The sequence below is a fragment of the Anaerobacillus sp. 63XJN7_5_ISO-PGPR-S23-430 genome (genome assembly GCF_056173695.1).
Map to the genome: position 1 here is coordinate 3,908,541 of NZ_CM149686.1, position 17,698 is coordinate 3,926,238.

A 17,698-nucleotide genomic window follows, 5' to 3' on the forward strand; every position below is an offset into this window, starting at 1 on the left:
ATTTCAACTAATTTGCTTTGAACATTCTGATGTGATTGATCCACAATTTTATGTATCGTTTTGCTTAAAAAATCTTCTCCGACGAACAACCCTGGAGTTATTAAAGGGGGTTGATATTCTGGTGGTGTGAAATGAATGCCTGCATATAGTTCATAAAACCAAACCGCGAGCTCGTATACGTATCGATGCGCCGAAATTGCATTCTCAACCGTTGGGATGTCCGCTATATGAGTCGCCTTGTTCCCATTCTTTCGAATCCACTCCAATTTTGAGTAGATGGAGTCAGTTAGCACACCCTGATTATATAAATGACTTATTCTTTCTACCTGTTTACTATATAAAAAAGACCGAAATATTTTCTTGATCCATCACTTCCTTAACCAACTCTTCTGCAAAAATGCGAGATTTAATCAGAACGGTTTGAGGATCAATGTAAAGATTTTCTTCAATATACATTCCAGTTATTGCTAATTTATTATGTTTCTCTTCCATGAAAGCAAAAAGTGACTGCTTCACCTATGACTACTCCCTTACCAGTTATTTCTTCTTATTATATTATCGGATTTTATCCTCATAATTTAAATACCATTTACAATAACCTCCAATTAGTACTCCTAAATTAACTTATTCCTTTAATTTAAATGAATGTTTATGGCAATCTATTAATGTAGGGTTTGGCATTTTCTTTATGCCTTGCCCCGCGGGACAAGGCATAAAGAAAATGCCACTTGCTAACCTCCCAAAATAACTTTAAACTCCTCGTTGGACCAACAACGTTTGACAGGAGGATTATCTAGGAGATGTTAGAAGTGGCACAGATCAATTATATCAGACACGAAGCTAATCAAAAAGGTGATAGCTACGCTAGTATTGCAAATAGAATGGGAATCGATCCACGAACTGTAAAAAAGTATGCTAACCAAGAAGAGTTTGAGTATAAGCAGGTTCAAAAGCGTAAAGCTCCTGTGATGGAACATGTTAAACCCATTATCGACAAATGGATAAAAGAAGATTTAAAAAAGAAAAAGAAGTTTCATAGAACGGCGAAACGAATGTTTACTCAATTAGTGAAGTTTCATGATTTCAAAGGGTCCTATCGGACCGTTAGGGATTATGTTTCTAAACGAAAGAAAGAATTGCATGATTACATTGAAGAAGCTGCATTACCATTGGAGTCTCTACCAGGGACAGCACAAGTTGATTTTGGAACAGCGCCCTTTAGTTATCAATCTAAAGTAATCGAGTTACCCTACTTAGTCATGTCTTTTCCCTTCAGTAATACCTTTTATTTTCAAGTGTTTCCTTCTGAAAACACTGAATGCTTACTAGAAGGTTTACAGCGAATCTTTAAATACATGGGAGGCGTACCGAGAACCATACGTTTTGATAACCTGTCTCCAGCAGTGAAAAAGATATTAGCTAAAGGAGAACGAGAACTGACAGATACCTTTGACCGATTTGTAATGCATTTTGGGTTTCAATATGAATTTTGTAATCCGAGAAAAGGAAATGAAAAAGGTCATGTAGAGTCAATGGTAAAGTACGTCCGGAATAACTTTTTATTACCGGAGTGTACCATCTTAGATCTTGATCAATTCAATGCGACTCTATGGGAAATGGCAGAAGAAGATCGTGATCGAACACATTATAAAAAGAAAGTAAACCTACAGTATCTATTTAAAGAAGAAAAGCAAGAGTGGCTCATCCTTCCTGAAAAGGATTTTGAATGTGCTATCTATCAAGAATTAAAGTCGGATAAGTATGGGATGGTTCAATACGATTCTAAGGTGTATTCCACCTCTCCGAGGTTCGCAAGACAAGAGGTGAAGGTGCGAGTTACGTACAACACTGTGTCCATCCTAAACGATCAGAACGAAGTGATCGTGAAACATTCCCGACTATATGGAATCAAAAGGCAGTCAATGATTTGGCAGCCTTACCTTGACTTACTATCAAGGCGACCAAGAGCGATTAAGTACACTAGCATTTATGAACAATTCCCCCCTGAGTGGACACAATACTTAAGGTGTTGTACAGAAGAAGAGCAAAAAGAAGTACTGAAATTATTGGGAGGTCTATTGAAAAATGATGACTTCACTCTTTTACAAGAAGCTCTAGTGAACGCTTCGCAACACGGTCATCCGAGTGCAGCACAGATTAAGCATTGTTTTTATAGCTTGCTTAACCAAGATCATCAACACAAGGCTATAAATCTTCAAACTCCAGTACCTGCCATGCCAAATATTCAAAGAGGCTTATCTCATTATGATGCATTCTTCCAGTCAGAGGGTGAAGTATGATGAGGAACGAGATTGAGGAGTACGCAAAGCGATTAAAGCTCAGCTGGATCAGGGAGAATTATCATGAAATAGAAGAAAGAGATCCACAAAAATATTTACTGAGTTTGTTTGAGAAAGAAGTGCAAAATCGAGAAGAACGAAAGATCAACTTATTACTAAGTCAAGCTCAATTACCTAAAACCGGTGATCAGCCATATCAGTGGCAACATATTCAAATCCCCCAAGGGATTGACCGTGAGACCGTTTTAAAGGGTAACTTCATTCAGGAGAGAGAAAACCTTATCTTGTATGGAGGAGTGGGGACGGGGAAAACATACTTGGCCACTTTAATAAGCTTAAATGCCATACATACATTTGGCAGTAAAGTAAGGTTTTATACCGTGGCAGCATTGGTGAACAAGCTAATAGATGCCAATCAGGCTGGTACCCTGACAAAGGTCATGAAACAGATTGAAAAGCTTGATTTACTGGTGCTGGATGAATTGGGGTACATCCCTTTGAACAGGGAAGGCGCAGAGCTATTATTCCAAGTTATTTCCATGTGTTATGAAAACAAAAGCATTATTATCACTACTAATCTTCAATTCGGTCAATGGAATCACGTATTCGGGGATCCCATCCTTACTGAAGCAGTCATTGACCGACTGATTCATCATTCTCATCTATTATTATTTACGGGAGATAGTTTTAGGTATAAGGAGTCATTACAAAAACGCTAATTTGGAGGAGCAAGTGGCATGCATAATTAAATGCCATTTCATACATTTTTTACTTGCCAAATACAAAATGAAAGCAGCAGCACGACCGTTTTTATTCTTTAGCTTACAAAATACAAAGAGACCAGTAAGCTAATTAGTAAAATAGTTAGCTTACTGGTCTTTTCTAAGTATTAATTGTTGTATACGTTTGATTAAACCTGGAAGTGAATCACGAGAACCGTCCCCGTGATTCATGGAGAAATTCGTTATTAATAGTTTAATAGACATCAAGCGAATCATGTACAAAGTTTCATGATGCTTGACGTTTTGTAGGTCGACTACTCATGAAAGCAATAAGCAACTACCTTTCCAATTATTTCTTCTTTATATAATATCGGATTTAATTCTCATAAATTAAATACTATTTACAATAACATTTGATTAGTTTTCTCAAATTGACTTACCCATTTAAGAGAAATGGAAGAATCATCGGAACACTATTAAATCATATACTCACGAAATACAAAGAAACCAGATTAGATAATCAGTAAAATAGTTAGCTTACCTGGTTTCTTTGTAAGTATTAATAGTCGTATAAATTTGACAAAACTTGGAATTTAATTATAAGAATCGTCCCCGTTCGATTCGGTTTATGAACCTATCCCAAATCGTCTGTCATATCAAAAAAATTCATTTGGATTTGAGATCCTTCAAAGCTGTTAACCATCTCACCGAATTGTTCCCATGTATAAGGTTGGCCATCTATCACAACCATAGGGGAAGAAGGGCTCATCTCATCGTGATCGATACGTCCAATTATCTCGTCATCAACGATAGATTGATATTTTTGACCGTTCGGAAATTCCCCTGCTTTTATAAACCGTTTTGAAACACCACGCTTTACTTTATCCACCAGCTTTTCATATAACTCCGTTTGATTGCACTCTAGCTCACCATGCACAGCAAACTGGTATCCATATTCTATATCCTCACTAGCCTCCAAGAATATCCCATTTGGATAAAGTCGCGGTTGGACCGTAAAGATTCTTCTAGTTTTTGAATGGTCGGTCACTTCTATTTCTTCAGGCATAGACTCTAACTTAACTCCGATTTCATCAGAAACTATCTCGTTAAAACAACGATTGCAAAGATGCTCCTGTTTAACATCTGTGAAAACTATTGCAGCTTCTCTATTCTGACAACGATCACACATTTTCATAGATATCTCCTTTAATTAAGTCATACTATTCTTGCATTTCCTTTATTATGACATAATCTAAATAGAAGTATAAAGATCAACCTAATGAACACTGGAAACAAATTACTATGGTTATTGTTAAGGTCAGTAGTCTGCCTTTCTAAAAATACTACCTGCAAAGTTACTTTCATAGCCACTATCATTTAAGATAGTGGCTCACTTATGGCACGAGTGGATCATTTTATTGTCCTTGGTGGATCAGAAAGAGGACAGAGGTATGGCTTTTTCTTCTTTAGTGGGACGAGGAAGCTGTCCTCTTGTATTTGAGAATCAACGGGACAGTTCCTGCTGATTCTCACTCATAAACAAAAAAATCCAGGCAAACTAACAATATTATAATCAGTTTACCTGGGTTTCTTTTTGAATGATATTTGTGGAAATTATATTGGGAAATGAATCACGAGAACCGTCCCCGTGATTCTACCAATAGAAATATATCCAACAAATTCACCTCTCTAAAATTATAATGAACATAACGTTTTAAAAAAAAGATACTCTTCCATCTTCTTCTAGTCTAATATAATTTTCAGATATTTAGTAGTTGGATTTAATATTTTGATTTTTAATTTTAACTCGAAAATATTTAATAGTGATAAGATTTTGGATGTTCATGGCACTATAAAAATGTAGGTAACGGAAGTCCTTTTATTTGAAAATAAAAAAAAAAGCCAACGGCAAGCTGTTCGAAAAAGAGATATATTAACGGGAAGAACGAAAAATCAATCTTTTTTTATAATCGGCAACATTGACAAAGGTATCCGTCAAACCATCTGACTGGAAAGAAATACGAATGGGGGCAGACATTAATCAGGATTCTCGATTCAATGGTGACATTATTGAATCGCATTATACATGACTCCTACCAAATTATGATAAACGGGGACATTTCTAATGAAAGACATGGTATAGGGGCAGAAGCTTGATATGACTGAAGCAAGTACTCCTCCATTTAACTAAAACAGAATCACCGGGACGGTTCTACTGCTTCACTTGCTTGCAAAAAAATGATAGTGAATGATCATAACCGCTCCCTTAATTCCAACAACTTATGGTTCTTGATATTTAGAACAAAAAAATTCCGCTGTAATAGACTTGCACCTTGTTGTGGGAGTCTATTGCAGCGGAGGTCGACCCTCACACTCACAATGGCTATGGTGGAGCAATAATATGGCAATGCTAGTCCTAATTAATTGCTTTTTTCATGCTGCTATTGCAATATAGAATCACCAGAACCGTCCCCGTGATTCTGGCCCCCCCTACTATCCAATCTTCGGATTTAACTCGGCATTTTTCTAAAGTGCCTTCAAACATTGTAAAAGCAGTATCCTCAAATCCATGTTCTCCAAACTGCAAATCCAATAATTCATTTATTGCACTTGTTCCTGTGGTCTTTTGCATTACTATAAAAAGTTTTAATGTAACTACCATCAATGTCTTTTATTATTTTTTCTTCAAATCATAATCCCCACTTATTTCTAACAACATTCCATCCTCTATTAATAAATTCTGCTATATGCTGTGCTTCAAAATCAATTTGGTTAATTATTTCCTTATCATCACCAAAAGTAACCCCATTTTGACTTATATACCTATTTACTATTGGCATAATTGAATTAATAAAAGGAGATAATCCAATTATTCCAGTACCATTTTTGGTATGTATAACAAATTAAATAGCATTATTCCAAACCGTATCTTTAATTTTTTCACTTAAATAGTAAGCTGTTTTAATACTTAAATGTTTATTGATATCCTCTATTTCCTTATATCCTAGTAATTCATAATTATAAATAGCCAAAGTGGTCAAATCAGTTTTAACTCTTTTAGCTCTTGAATTAATATCCTGCAAAATTAGTATCATAGCCACTATCATGTGATAGTGGCTCACTTATGGCACTAGTGGATCATTTTCTTGTCCTAAGTGGATCAAATAAATGGCAGAGGTTAGTCTATCCCATGTCCTTCTTCACTGGTTGGAACAAGGAACCTGTTCCCATGTCCCTTGGCTCTATGGCTCTAACTGTAATCAACGAGGATCCTATCTAAAAAATCGTCAGTAACTTTATATTCTTTGGGTCTTTGTTTAACTACTCTAACATAATCTTCTTCTTCTAGTTTATTCATTATTTGATTTATTTTATATCTTGATTTACTAGTGATTTCCATTAATTTAGTTACAGGAAAGATTGCTTCATCATTAACAAAAACACTTAAATAAGTCATTATTTTTAATAATTCAGCCTCCTCTAATCTTTCAGCCCACGTATTATTATTAAATGATTCTTTAATTCGTTCGATTTTTGACAAATTTATCTCTAAATCTTCAATAATACCTTCCTGTCCAGTTGAAAGTAATTCTAGCATATCTACCAAATAAAATGTCATTTCACCTTTATTTAATGGGGAAGGTATTTCTTCAAGTGCTTTATAATACTTAGATTTGTTCTTATTAACTGCATATGAAAAAGTAATAGCAGAATATCTCTCTAAATATCTTGATAAGTAACTACACACTAATAAACGTCCTGTCCTTCCATTCCCATCATAGAAGGGATGTATATATTCATAATAATAATGAGCCACCATATAGCGATATAATTCAGAATGTTGTTCATCATCAAGATAATTTACTAAAGCATTTAGAGATTCAATAATTTTAACTTCAGAACTTACTCCTATATGTGTAGTATTTATTCCATCATTTATTTCTACATATCCCTTTCTAAATAATTCACCATCAGGTTCATCATCTGTATCTATTTCATCTGATACTAAATCATCATACAACATTCTAAAATCAGATATTTCTGTAAAAGGTTCGATTTTATCAATAAATAAATAGGTTTTCATAAGCCCTTTGAACCGTTTATGTTTTTTCTCTGATCTCATTAAATCACCTAATACATCTTTTAACTCTTTTTTTGTACTACGTATACCCTCGATTTCATTATTACTTTGTGCCTCATTAACAATTAATTTGTGGAAATAAGGCTCAATTACAAAGTTAGGAAGCTTACTGATCAGAGTAGATATTTTTGAACTATTTATTAGGACTTTGTTATTTAAAGACATTAATTTATGAGTATTAACATAAAACAAATGGTAAGTTTCATTTAGTATTTGTCCTTTTCGAAAACCTCTGATTTTTAGGGACGATAAATAGCTACCGTAACTATTTTTTCTTTTTTCAAGTTCATTTTTGTAATATTCATTGCCTTCCTTATAAAAAAGTTTTGATAATCTCTCATATTGCATAATTATCACCTCTCTTATTTTAAATTATAACCTTTTTTTAAAATTATATAACCGAATCACCTAACATTACAAATAAAATATTAACATTTTAAGTCTTCATAAAGCGCCTATTACAATAACTTAGGCTTTACCTAGACGTTGCTGGTGATCACTCGTTAACCCAAAGCGAAAAACCCGGAGGTAATCATTTGGACGATTATCTTCTGGTTTTTCTTTATGTCTAACAATGGAAATAATATCTCGTATGGTTCTTCTATATATCTTTAGTATTCATGTTTTGGAAACCAAAATTGTAAACACAATGGGACAGTAGAAAGCGGCGGAGCGGATCTGATGAAATGAAAGGACGATATTTATTCGGTGATTGCTGCGAGCAAAGCGGAAACAGGAAGCCACTGGCGTAAAGAAATAGCAAACCATACAGGAAGTTAAATCGGCTGACATATTGTTTACCGCAGAATGACAGACTATTTCCAACTACATACATAGATTAACAGTTGTATTACGTAGTAGACTTATCCTATGCAATAACAAGGTTACGTTAATATGGTGTGTTCATATGTAGAATACAGGGAATTACTATTAACTAGCAGAGGTGAACAATTCCCACGTGTATTTCATAAGTAAGCGTCAGACCCTGTAATATTTTCATCCTAACAACTATAAAGTAATAGTGGATCACTTATGTCAGTAGTGGGTCAAATTCAAGTCCTTCTTAGTGGGACGAGGAACTTGTCCCTATGTCCCTCAAAGCTTTTCACCATCTCACCGAATTGTTCCCAAGTATAAGGTTGTCCATCTATCACAACCATAGGGAAAGAAGGGCTCATCTCATCGTGATCAATACGTCCGACTACCTTATCATCAATGATCGATTGATATTTTTGACCATTCGGAAATTCTCCTACTTTAATAAACCGTTTTGAAACACCACGCTTTACTTTATCTACCAGTCTTTCATATAACTCAGTTTGATTGCACTCTAGCTCACCATGCACAGAAAACTCGTACCCATATTCTATATCCTCAGTAGCCTCCAAGAATATCCCATTCGGATAAAGTCGCGGTTGGACCGTAAAGACACTTCTAGTTCCTGAGTGATCGATAACCTCTATTTCTTCAGGTATAGACTCTAACCTAACACCTACTTCATCAGAAACCATCTCGTTAAAACAACGATTGCAAAGGTGCTCCTGATTAATATCTGTCAAAACAATTGTAGCTTCTCTATTCTGACAACGATCACATTTTTTCATAGGTATCTCCCTTAATTAAGTCATACTTTCTTACGCTCTCTTTATTATGACATAACCTAATTAGGAGTATAAAGTTCAATCCAGCGAACATTCGAAATCTTATTCTTATGTTTATAGTTGGAACAATTAATCTGTCTCTTTCAACGTCGCATCCTGCAAAATTAGTATTAGAGCCACTATCATTTGTGATAGTGGCTCACATATGGCACGAGTGGATCAAAAAGATGGCAGAAGTGGGTCTGTGATCCATGTCCTTCTTTAGTGGGACGAGGAACCTGTCCCCATGGCCTTTCAAGGTGAAATAAACAATATCACGATTAGTCTCCTGGTTTTTCCTTGTTTCAAATATGTGGAAAACTTTTAAAATCTTAAATGAATAACGAGAATAGTCTCCTCAATTCCTTCTCATCCTCCCTATTTGAATATTGCATGGTGAATGAGCCACTTATGCGCAAAATTAAACCACCGATTGCGGAAGATAGAGCCACCATTTGCGGAGTAGAGAGCCACAAAAACATATTTTCACAATATACCTCCGGTATACTTAAGGGACATGCCTATAAAGCATGACACTTGTGTAGAAGGAGGATTTTTTTATGGTTAATTATCGGAAGATTCTGGGGATGGAGTTCGATGGCATAAGCCAGAGGACGATCAGTTCCAGTACCGGCCACTCGCGAAATACAATCGCTGAAGTTGTCCAGCGGGCTAAGGAAAGAGGGTTAAGGGGGTTAGAGGATTCCATGAATAATCAGTGGCTTGGGACTTACTTGTTCCCGGAGAAACAAGCAATTGAAAAGGGATACTGCCCCGTTGATTTTGAGTGGGTTCACAAAGAACTACAAAAGAAAAATGTCACCCTGACGCTTCTGCACAACGAATATGCAAGTGCAGCTAGAGAAGATGGAAAAGTCCCATATGCCTATCGGACATTCGCTGAAAAATATGGGAACTTCGCAAAGAAGCATAAGCTGACCATGCCAATTAGAAGAAAGCCAGGCGAGATTTTAGAGGTGGACTGGGCAGGAACGACGCTTAAAATCATGGATAATTCGACCGGAGAGGTTATACCAGCGTATGTGTTCATTGCCACTCTTCCCTACAGTCAGTTGAGTTATGTAGAGGCATTTCTTGATATGAAATCAACTTCCTGGCTGCGTGCACATATTCATGCATTCGAATATTTTGGAGGCGTTACCGAGGCATTGGTACCTGATAATTTGAAGACGGGCGTGACTAAGCCCCACCGGGGCGACCCAATGATCAATGAAGCTTACCGGGAATTAGCCGATTACTACCGGGCGGTTGTGGTGCCCAGTCGCGTCAGAAAGCCGAAAGACAAAGCGAGTGTAGAAGGAACTGTCGGATACATATCAAGGCAGATCATTGCATCATTACGAAACTATCAGTGTTTTCATCTCGAGGATTTGAATGCACGAATCTTTGAAAAGCTGGAAGAAATCAATACGATGAATTTCCAAAAGCGCGAGGGTTCTAGGTTCAAAGTGTTTGAAGAAGAGGAGAAGAGCCACCTTCATCCTCTACCTCCAACACGGTTCAAGATGACGGAATGGGCAACTGCCAAAGTTCAACCGAACTACCACGTTCAAGTGGACTATAAGTTCTATTCCGTCCCCTATGAATACGTCCGCGAGGATGTCGATGTCCGAATCACTGCGGATGTAATTGAATTGTACTTTAAAGATGTGCGGATTGCATCCCATCCACGTAAACAAAAATCAGAAGATTCGTATGCCACAAATCCGGATCACATGCCAGACCACCATCGGCTTTATCTCGATCACAATCCAGAAAACAACCGTAAATGGGCGAGGACTGTCGGACCGAATACGCAACGTCTGGTTGAACATATCTTGAAAACAAATGTTGAAAAGAAAGCTTTGAATATATTGAACGGATTGAGAAGTACAGCCTCTAAAAGAACGGAATCAGAGCTTGAGGAAGCGACCAAGACCTTACTGGAGATATCCTCCCATCCCACCGTTGCCGTTCTTAAAAGCATCTTGGAGAGGCAGAAGAAAAAGCAAGCGAACAAACAGCTAGTTGGGGAACCGCAGACAGAGGACTATGGTTTTACCAGAGGCGCTACCTATTTTGGGAGGGATAAAAAATGATCAACCAAGAAACCTTACGAAAGTTAATGGACATGAAGATGAGTGGAATGGCGGACTTATATCAACTACAGAATGAAAATAAAGACTTCCAAGGCATGGATTTTGATGATCGTTTTAACCTATTGGTGGATACGGAATATGATCGCAGAAGGTCGAATAAGTTAGACCGATTGATTAAACAAGCCACATTTGATGACTCGAGCGCAGCCGTTGAACTGATCGAGTATCACGCTGACCGTAAGTTGGATAAGCAGTTAATTTTAGAGCTGGCGTCCGGCACCTATCTTCAGAAGCATCATAATATTATCCTTATGGGCGCTTCAGGCAATGGAAAGACATGGATATCAAATGCTTTCGGCATTCAGGCCTGCCGGCAGTTCTACAAGGTGAAATATATCCGATTGCCCGAATTATTGGATGAACTCGCAGTTGCCAAACATGAGGCAGATGGAAGTTTTCGCAAACTGATTAAAAAGTACAGATCGATTGATTTATTGATATTGGATGAATGGCTCCTGAGTGAGCTGTCTCAAGATCAAGTACTCCACGTTTTAGAAATTATCGACGCGAGGCTCAAGCGGACTTCTACCATCTTTTGTTCCCAGTTCTCACCCGAAGGGTGGCATTCCAAACTCGGACAAGTGTATTTTGCAATAGAAAAGTGCAGGAAAATGCAAAGAAAAGTGCAGAGGTTTGTCACCCGGAATACTTCTCTTTATTTTCTTTTAGATAATGCATTTGTTAAGCGGTAACTCTCTCCTTGATAAGAGATGATATGGGCATGGTGAATCAGCCGATCCACCAATGCAGCGGTCAATCTAGAGTCTACAAATATTCTGTTCCATTGACTGAACTCTAAATTTGACGTGATGATTAAACTCTTCTGCTCGTAGAATTCAGAGATAAGTTGGAATAGTAGCTCAGAGCCCTCTTTACTAAACGGCAGGTAGCCCATTTCATCCAGGATGATTAAATCCACCTTCTCTAATTTCTTACGAAATGTTGAGAGCTTATTCAACCTTAAGGCTTGCTCTAATTCTTCTACTAAATGAGCTACACGGTAAAAGCGGACTTCATAGCCATTTTCACAAGCCTTCCTTCCCAATCCCGTCGCTAGATGGGTTTTCCCAGTTCCAGGAGACCCTACCAATACAACGTTTTCTCCTTTCTCAATAAAACTCAAACTGCATATTTCCTCTTTAGACGTGTGAGGTGGAAACCGAATTTGTTCTGTCCATTCATAGGTATGAAGATCCTTCTTATCCAAAAACTTTGCCTTTTTTATTAATCTGATAGATTTTGTTTGTTCTCTTAACTTATGTTCCTCGTCAAATAAGTCATTAAGATATTACTCCTTATTCTCGAAGGGGATTTGATCATATATTTCTGCTATATGGGCCAAACGTAGAGTCTTGCACTTACTTCGTAACTGATCACTCATTTGCCCACCTCCTCAATTGGAGTGAGGGAATCATATTGATTCCAATCCACTTCATAAGGATTGCTATCGCCGTTTAAACGTTCTTTCTCAATCAAGTCATAAAACTCTTCATTGATTCGTTTCATATCGTAAGTAACTAACAGGGTAGAGAGGGACTCTAAACGTTTACGACGAATAAGCAGGTTGTCCGTTAGTAGAAATTCCTTTACTCTTCCAGGAAGGTAGTCGCAATATCGCGAATAGTTTAGAACCCTTGGTTTATGAATCCATGTTTTTATAATGGATTGCCACGGGAGTCCTTTTCGCTTGTTCATGTAAGGACGGAAGTCCTCCAACAGAATTTCACCGTCTGGTGAAACAACTTTATATTGATCCCAGCTAAGGATTAAGTGTAATTGACTGTAGTTATAAGCACGCGGGACATGTATAAGGGACTTGTCAATTTTCACTTCATTGTACTTATTTACCTTTGCCAAGTCTTTTTTGAATACTGGGTATGCCCTTGCGGGCATAGCTAGTAAGTACTTGGTTTCTTGCTCCCATAACTCCTGGATTAGAACTTCTTTCTCATAGTGCAGCCTTTTACGATCTTCATGCAGTTGCTCCTTCAACTTCAAGGTTAGATCTTCAAAGCTTTTCATCACTGGTGCCTTGGTGAAAAAGTTGTATCGAATATAGCCCACCTTATTTTCTACATTCCCTTTCTCATGGCCACTTCTCGGATTACAAACCTGAACTTCAAATCCAAAATGATTCTGAAATTGCATAAATTCATCTGTTAGTTTTGCTTCTTCCATTTTTGATCGGGTTTGTTTTACTGCAGGTGTTAAGTTGTCAATTCTTATTGATTTTGGCACTCCACCTGCTTGAATAAACAGCTGCTGCAATCCATACAAAAAGCATTCTTGATTCTCAGATGGCAGAGGTACGGCAAAGCCAGTGTTGCTATAGGGCATAGACATGATCAGTGCTCGAACATCTACTAAATCTCCATCTTGAACAGCTTCCATTACTCCAAAGTCCACTTGTGCCTCACCCGGAGGGTGCGTTAATCTTTCATGTCCTTTATCCTTTTCTTCTTGATGACTGCTCTTCCACTCTTTTACAAAATTGCATACTGTTCGATAGGATCCGGTAAAACCATATTTCATCAATTCGTTATGTAGCTCTTTATTTGTCCTTCTAGATTTTCGTTTTAATCGTTGATCTTCAAACAACCAATCAGCGACCATTTCTCCCCATTTTTCCTCATACATCATTCCTTTTCTAGTCTTGAGGGTTTCATTTGGTATCTGGTCCTCATCTGCATATTTTTTTGCGGTGCGCCAGTTAACCCCTAATATTTTCTGTATTTGGGAGATTGATAGACCTTTGTTGTTTCTTAAATTTTTGATACAATTAACATCAGACATTGCTAGCATCCTTCCATTACCTCCACGTATTGATTCGACACCAATTACGTTAGAGGGACTTGGGGTGACTGGCAAGTCTTTTTTTTATGCCCTTATTAAAATAAGTGCAGGACTCTGCATTTTTCTGTTGCAAAGGTCTGCACTTCTATATTGCAATAAACAACAAGCCCAGGTAGCTGATGCGATTCTTGACCGGATTGTCCATGACTCTTATAAAATACTAATCGATGGCCACATATCAATGCGTGAAAGGCATAGTTTAGTCGCTCCTCGTTGACCATATTAAAGAAGAGAGTCACTAGTGAAATTTACCCGGTGGCTCTCTTCTATGCATTCACTGGCTCCATTCTCCGCAATTGATGGCTCAAAACTTCGCACAAGTGGCTTTTTCGTTCCGCAATACTCACTATTTATGGTACAATCGGCTTTGATTACTATACGTCTTGAATATTGGAGGGATTATCCTGGGTATTTCGGAAGCGATTATACCGGTTATTAGCGCTATGCTTGGGTCAGTGCTAACTTATTGGATGCAAAGAAAAAATTTTGATAAGCAACATCAACATCAAGTTGAACTGTGGAAGATTAATGAGAATAATAAAAATAAGACTGATAAATTCAATATCTACAATAGAGTTCTGGCAACGTCTAAGCGATACCCCATTGCCCAGTGGCATCCAAATCGTTCGGGCCACCACTTCAATATACCGTTATATGAGGAGAAGATAAGACCAATATTATATGAAAGGCTCGAAATTATAGATGAGGATATATCACATCAAATTTCTAAGATTGAGATGGAAGTTGAAAGTTGTAACTGGAATGAAGATATTGATCAAAAGGAACACAATAGTTTATACGAAAAATACACTCATTTACTTAATATAGATAAAGAACAATATGATAATAAGATCTGTAGTTAACATGCAGTTGCCTTTAGAACCAGCCGGACGGTTCTACTGATTAGTTCGGTACAAATAAACCAGGTGATTTAATCAGTAGATTAGTTCACCTGGTTTTTCTTTGAAGTTGAAAAGCTTTAATTAAACTTGGAAGTGAATCAGGAGAACCGTCCCCGTGATTCCCTATTATTAGCAATACATTTCTGTTCATCTTTAATGTTCTCACCTATTATAAAGCGAATTCTAAACACTTTTACAATCCTAATCTACCTTGAACGTGGACTTATTAATTCAAGTCCTATAAATCAAAGTTTGAGAAAATCCCAATATCCTCGGCATCTGCTTCTGCAACATCCCCTCAACACCCTTCAACCTTCGTATTATCGGATCCTAATCATCGGGACAGTTCTACTAATTCATTTGTACACAAAATACAAAAAGACCAGGTGAGCTAATCAGTAGATTAGCGCCTGGTGGTTATCTTTGAGGTTGAAGAGATTTAATCAAACATTGAAGTGAATCACGAGAACCGTCCCCGTGATTCCAGGAGCCGTTTTTCAGTGGCTTCAACCTGTCCCCATGTCCCTTAAGGGAAGCTTAAAAGAGTTTCCCAGCTCCTAATCTCTACTAAACAAATCTCTTGTATATACCTTCTCCTTCACTTCTCTTAGTTCATCCGATAATCTATTAGCCACTATCACATCTGATATTTTTTTAAATTCTTCAAAGTTATTAATAACCCTCGAATTATAGAATTCTTCTTCAACAATAACTGGTTCGTAGATTATTACTTCAATCCCTTTCGCTTTAATACGCTTCATAACTCCTTGAATAGCCGATTGTCTAAAGTTATCAGAATTCATTTTCATAGTAAGTCGATAGATACCTACAATCTTCGGATTTCTTTTAATAATCATTTCCGCAATATGGTCTTTTCTTGTTCTGTTAGCATCAACGATAGATGCCATAATATTATTAGGAACATCTTCATAATTAGCTAATAGCTGCTTAGTATCTTTCGGTAAGCAATAACCACCATACCCAAAAGAAGGATTATTGTAATGATTTCCAATTCGAGGATCAAGACCGACCCCATCAATAATTTGTTTAGAATCTAGTCCTCTTACTTCGGCGTAAGAATCTAGTTCATTAAAGAAAGCCACTCTCATAGCAAGGTATGTATTTGCAAAAAGTTTGATAGCTTCAGCTTCGGTTGAATTAGTGTATAAAACATCAATCTTATCCTTTATTGCACCCTCAATTAATAAATCAGCAAAAATTTCAGCTCGATTTGATTTCTCTCCTAGAACAATTCTTGTAGGGTACAAGTTATCATGTAAAGCCTTACCTTCTCTTAAAAACTCCGGTGAAAAAATAATGTTATTAGTGTCGAATTTTTTTTTTACTTCTTCGGTGTATCCTACTGGCACTGTTGATTTAATTATCATTACAGCATCTGGGTTAATTGACAAAACATTAGCAATAACTGCTTCAACCGTTCTTGTGTTAAAATAATTTTTCTCTGGATCATAGTTAGTTGGTGTTGAGATAATCACATATTCTGCATTGTTAAATGCCTTATAATTATCTGTTGTTGCAGTTAAATTTAATTCTTTTGTTGCTAAATATTCTTCAATATCATTATCAACAATTGGAGAATTTTTGCTATTTATCATATCAACTTTTTCTTGAATAATATCAAGAGCTATAACTTCATTATGTTGAGCTAATAAAACGGCATTTGATAAACCCACATAGCCTGTTCCTGCAATTGTTATTTTCATATAAAACTCCCTCTTTAAAACCATATATTTCATAAAGTGGAGGTTAATAAATAGGTGATTTGAATGTTTAAAATACTACTTACATTTATAGTATAATAAAAAAATTTTAACCCTCACATCTACAACCTCAAATTTATAATGAAGTAGATTTCCCAAAAAAATTAAGATTATTTTATTCTGTTTAATATTTGATTTGCTAAAATATTTATTCTACCTTCTACATCTAAGGTCTCGGCATATTTACGAACATTATTTGAATAGTAGTCGTAGTTATTTCTTAATTCTAATATACCCTTTTTAAAATCATTAGTGCTTACACCCACTCCATTTTCTTTGCAAATTCTTTTCAAAGGAGGATTTTCAGTTGTTAGAATAGGTTTCCCTTCAAATAGGCTTTCGTATAATTTTCCCGAAGCGCAATTGATATTATTAACAGTATCTTGAGCAAAAGCCGAAACGCTTATGTTTGTTCTACTTAATAAAAACCTCCACTCATGGCGAGGTACAAACCCATAGTAATAAATATTCTCTATTTTTTTCTCATTTTTAATTGAATAAAAAAGATTTTTGTCAGCTTCACTTGCTGCACCTACAATGATAAGATTAAAATTCTGTCCTAGTGCACTAACTGCTTCTACAAGATCAAAAGTCATCCTTCTTTTACCTATTCCGCCGCCGTATACTATAGAGAATGTATCTTCGTTAAACAAATGTCCGTATTTATTATTACATTCAGTGAAATTGTAGCTATCATCTATTCTATGAATATTATCAAAAACTAGTGGCATTTCTTTAAGGTTAAAATGATCCTTCATTATTTCAGCTCTTTCGATATTAGCTGCAATTACGGTATTAGCATATTTCAAATACTTTTTTTCAAAATATTTCATGTGTGAAGCAATTATAGAATTTATTGAATCCATTTTAACTTTTTCTATATATAATTCGCTAGAATCATATATCACATTTATATTTTTCCTGTGTCTTTTTATCCACCTGAGGATTAGAGACGTGTAGTTATCATGTAGAATAACAACATCAGGTTTCTCCATTTTAATTGCCTTTATAGAATCCCTTATAAAAGAAAAATATTTTCTCTCTCCTTTTCCAGTTTGGATACACTTACATACACTACTATTTACAGGTTTAGAATATGAAACAAGAATTGTTTCACCAAGCTTAGTAGCGCATTCTAATATTTCTTGACTTCGGGCTTCTGTTCTAATGTCGTGATAGACTATAAACATAATTTTCATA

At 36.4% G+C, this 17,698-nt stretch carries 14 protein-coding genes and 2 pseudogenes; 6 read left to right on the top strand and 10 right to left on the bottom strand.

What is annotated here, in order from left to right; genetic code table 11:
* Positions 1-333: 333 nt before the first annotated feature.
* Complete coding sequence (locus AC0VYJ_RS20145; protein WP_475366070.1) at positions 334-516, bottom strand: hypothetical protein; 183 nt, start codon at positions 514-516, stop codon at positions 334-336.
* A gap of 284 nt (positions 517-800) precedes the next feature.
* Here AC0VYJ_RS20145 and istA (AC0VYJ_RS20150) point away from each other — a divergent pair, with 284 nt between their 5' ends.
* Positions 801-2,300, top strand: coding sequence for an IS21 family transposase (gene istA, locus AC0VYJ_RS20150; protein WP_475366071.1), 1,500 nt, complete (start codon positions 801-803; stop codon positions 2,298-2,300).
* On the top strand, positions 2,300-3,019 hold the full coding sequence (gene istB, locus AC0VYJ_RS20155; protein ID WP_475366072.1) for an IS21-like element helper ATPase IstB: 720 nt from the start codon (positions 2,300-2,302) through the stop codon (positions 3,017-3,019). The genes istA (AC0VYJ_RS20150) and istB (AC0VYJ_RS20155) overlap by 1 nt, the downstream gene beginning before the upstream one ends.
* 637 nt (positions 3,020-3,656) lie before the next feature.
* On the opposite strand, the gene AC0VYJ_RS20160 is transcribed toward istB (AC0VYJ_RS20155), so the two are convergent.
* The 5 genes from AC0VYJ_RS20160 to AC0VYJ_RS20180 form a co-directional block, all read right to left on the bottom strand.
* The gene (locus AC0VYJ_RS20160; protein WP_475366073.1) at positions 3,657-4,217 is read right to left on the bottom strand and encodes a DUF7686 domain-containing protein; all 561 of its coding nucleotides are present in this window, start codon (positions 4,215-4,217) and stop codon (positions 3,657-3,659) included.
* Positions 4,218-5,438: 1,221 nt separating this feature from the next.
* Entirely contained in the window at positions 5,439-5,684 is a 246-nt protein-coding gene (locus AC0VYJ_RS20165; protein ID WP_475366074.1) for a hypothetical protein, read from the bottom strand.
* 241 nt (positions 5,685-5,925) lie between these two features.
* Positions 5,926-6,129 carry a hypothetical protein gene (locus AC0VYJ_RS20170; RefSeq protein WP_475366075.1) on the bottom strand — a complete coding sequence of 68 codons (204 nt, stop codon included), beginning with the start codon at positions 6,127-6,129 and terminating at the stop codon, positions 5,926-5,928.
* A gap of 143 nt (positions 6,130-6,272) precedes the next feature.
* Positions 6,273-7,511, bottom strand: a complete 1,239-nt coding sequence (locus AC0VYJ_RS20175; protein WP_475366076.1) for a Fic family protein — start codon at positions 7,509-7,511, stop codon at positions 6,273-6,275.
* A gap of 704 nt (positions 7,512-8,215) precedes the next feature.
* Positions 8,216-8,767 (bottom strand): DUF7686 domain-containing protein, encoded by a 552-nt coding sequence (locus AC0VYJ_RS20180; protein ID WP_475366077.1) that lies wholly within the window; start codon positions 8,765-8,767, stop codon positions 8,216-8,218.
* Positions 8,768-9,363: 596 nt separating this feature from the next.
* On the opposite strand from AC0VYJ_RS20180, the gene istA (AC0VYJ_RS20185) reads away from it, so the two are divergent.
* Both istA (AC0VYJ_RS20185) and AC0VYJ_RS20190 read left to right on the top strand, forming a co-directional pair.
* The gene (gene istA / locus AC0VYJ_RS20185) at positions 9,364-10,902 is read left to right on the top strand and encodes an IS21 family transposase (RefSeq protein WP_475365777.1); all 1,539 of its coding nucleotides are present in this window, start codon (positions 9,364-9,366) and stop codon (positions 10,900-10,902) included.
* Positions 10,899-11,654 (top strand): ATP-binding protein, encoded by a 756-nt coding sequence (locus AC0VYJ_RS20190; protein WP_475366078.1) that lies wholly within the window; start codon positions 10,899-10,901, stop codon positions 11,652-11,654. The genes istA (AC0VYJ_RS20185) and AC0VYJ_RS20190 overlap by 4 nt, the downstream gene beginning before the upstream one ends.
* Here the strand turns inward: AC0VYJ_RS20190 and istB (AC0VYJ_RS20195) are convergent.
* Together istB (AC0VYJ_RS20195) and istA (AC0VYJ_RS20200) are read right to left on the bottom strand one after the other, a co-directional pair.
* Positions 11,618-12,343, bottom strand: a pseudogene (gene istB, locus AC0VYJ_RS20195) (IS21-like element helper ATPase IstB). The gene AC0VYJ_RS20190 and the pseudogene istB (AC0VYJ_RS20195) overlap by 37 nt on opposite strands.
* The gene (istA, locus tag AC0VYJ_RS20200; RefSeq protein WP_475366079.1) at positions 12,340-13,755 is read right to left on the bottom strand and encodes an IS21 family transposase; all 1,416 of its coding nucleotides are present in this window, start codon (positions 13,753-13,755) and stop codon (positions 12,340-12,342) included. Before istA (AC0VYJ_RS20200) ends, istB (AC0VYJ_RS20195) begins: the two are co-directional and overlap by 4 nt.
* A gap of 172 nt (positions 13,756-13,927) precedes the next feature.
* On the opposite strand from istA (AC0VYJ_RS20200), the pseudogene AC0VYJ_RS20205 reads away from it, so the two are divergent.
* Together AC0VYJ_RS20205 and AC0VYJ_RS20210 are read left to right on the top strand one after the other, a co-directional pair.
* A pseudogene (locus AC0VYJ_RS20205) lies at positions 13,928-14,032 on the top strand (AAA family ATPase); the annotation flags it as partial.
* Positions 14,033-14,198: 166 nt separating this feature from the next.
* Positions 14,199-14,678, top strand: a complete 480-nt coding sequence (locus AC0VYJ_RS20210; RefSeq protein WP_475366080.1) for a hypothetical protein — start codon at positions 14,199-14,201, stop codon at positions 14,676-14,678.
* A gap of 596 nt (positions 14,679-15,274) precedes the next feature.
* Here the strand turns inward: AC0VYJ_RS20210 and AC0VYJ_RS20215 are convergent.
* Together AC0VYJ_RS20215 and AC0VYJ_RS20220 are read right to left on the bottom strand one after the other, a co-directional pair.
* Complete coding sequence (locus AC0VYJ_RS20215) at positions 15,275-16,441, bottom strand: nucleotide sugar dehydrogenase (RefSeq protein WP_475366081.1); 1,167 nt, start codon at positions 16,439-16,441, stop codon at positions 15,275-15,277.
* A gap of 167 nt (positions 16,442-16,608) precedes the next feature.
* The gene (locus AC0VYJ_RS20220; protein ID WP_475366082.1) at positions 16,609-17,697 is read right to left on the bottom strand and encodes a glycosyltransferase; all 1,089 of its coding nucleotides are present in this window, start codon (positions 17,695-17,697) and stop codon (positions 16,609-16,611) included.
* Position 17,698: the final 1 nt, after the last annotated feature.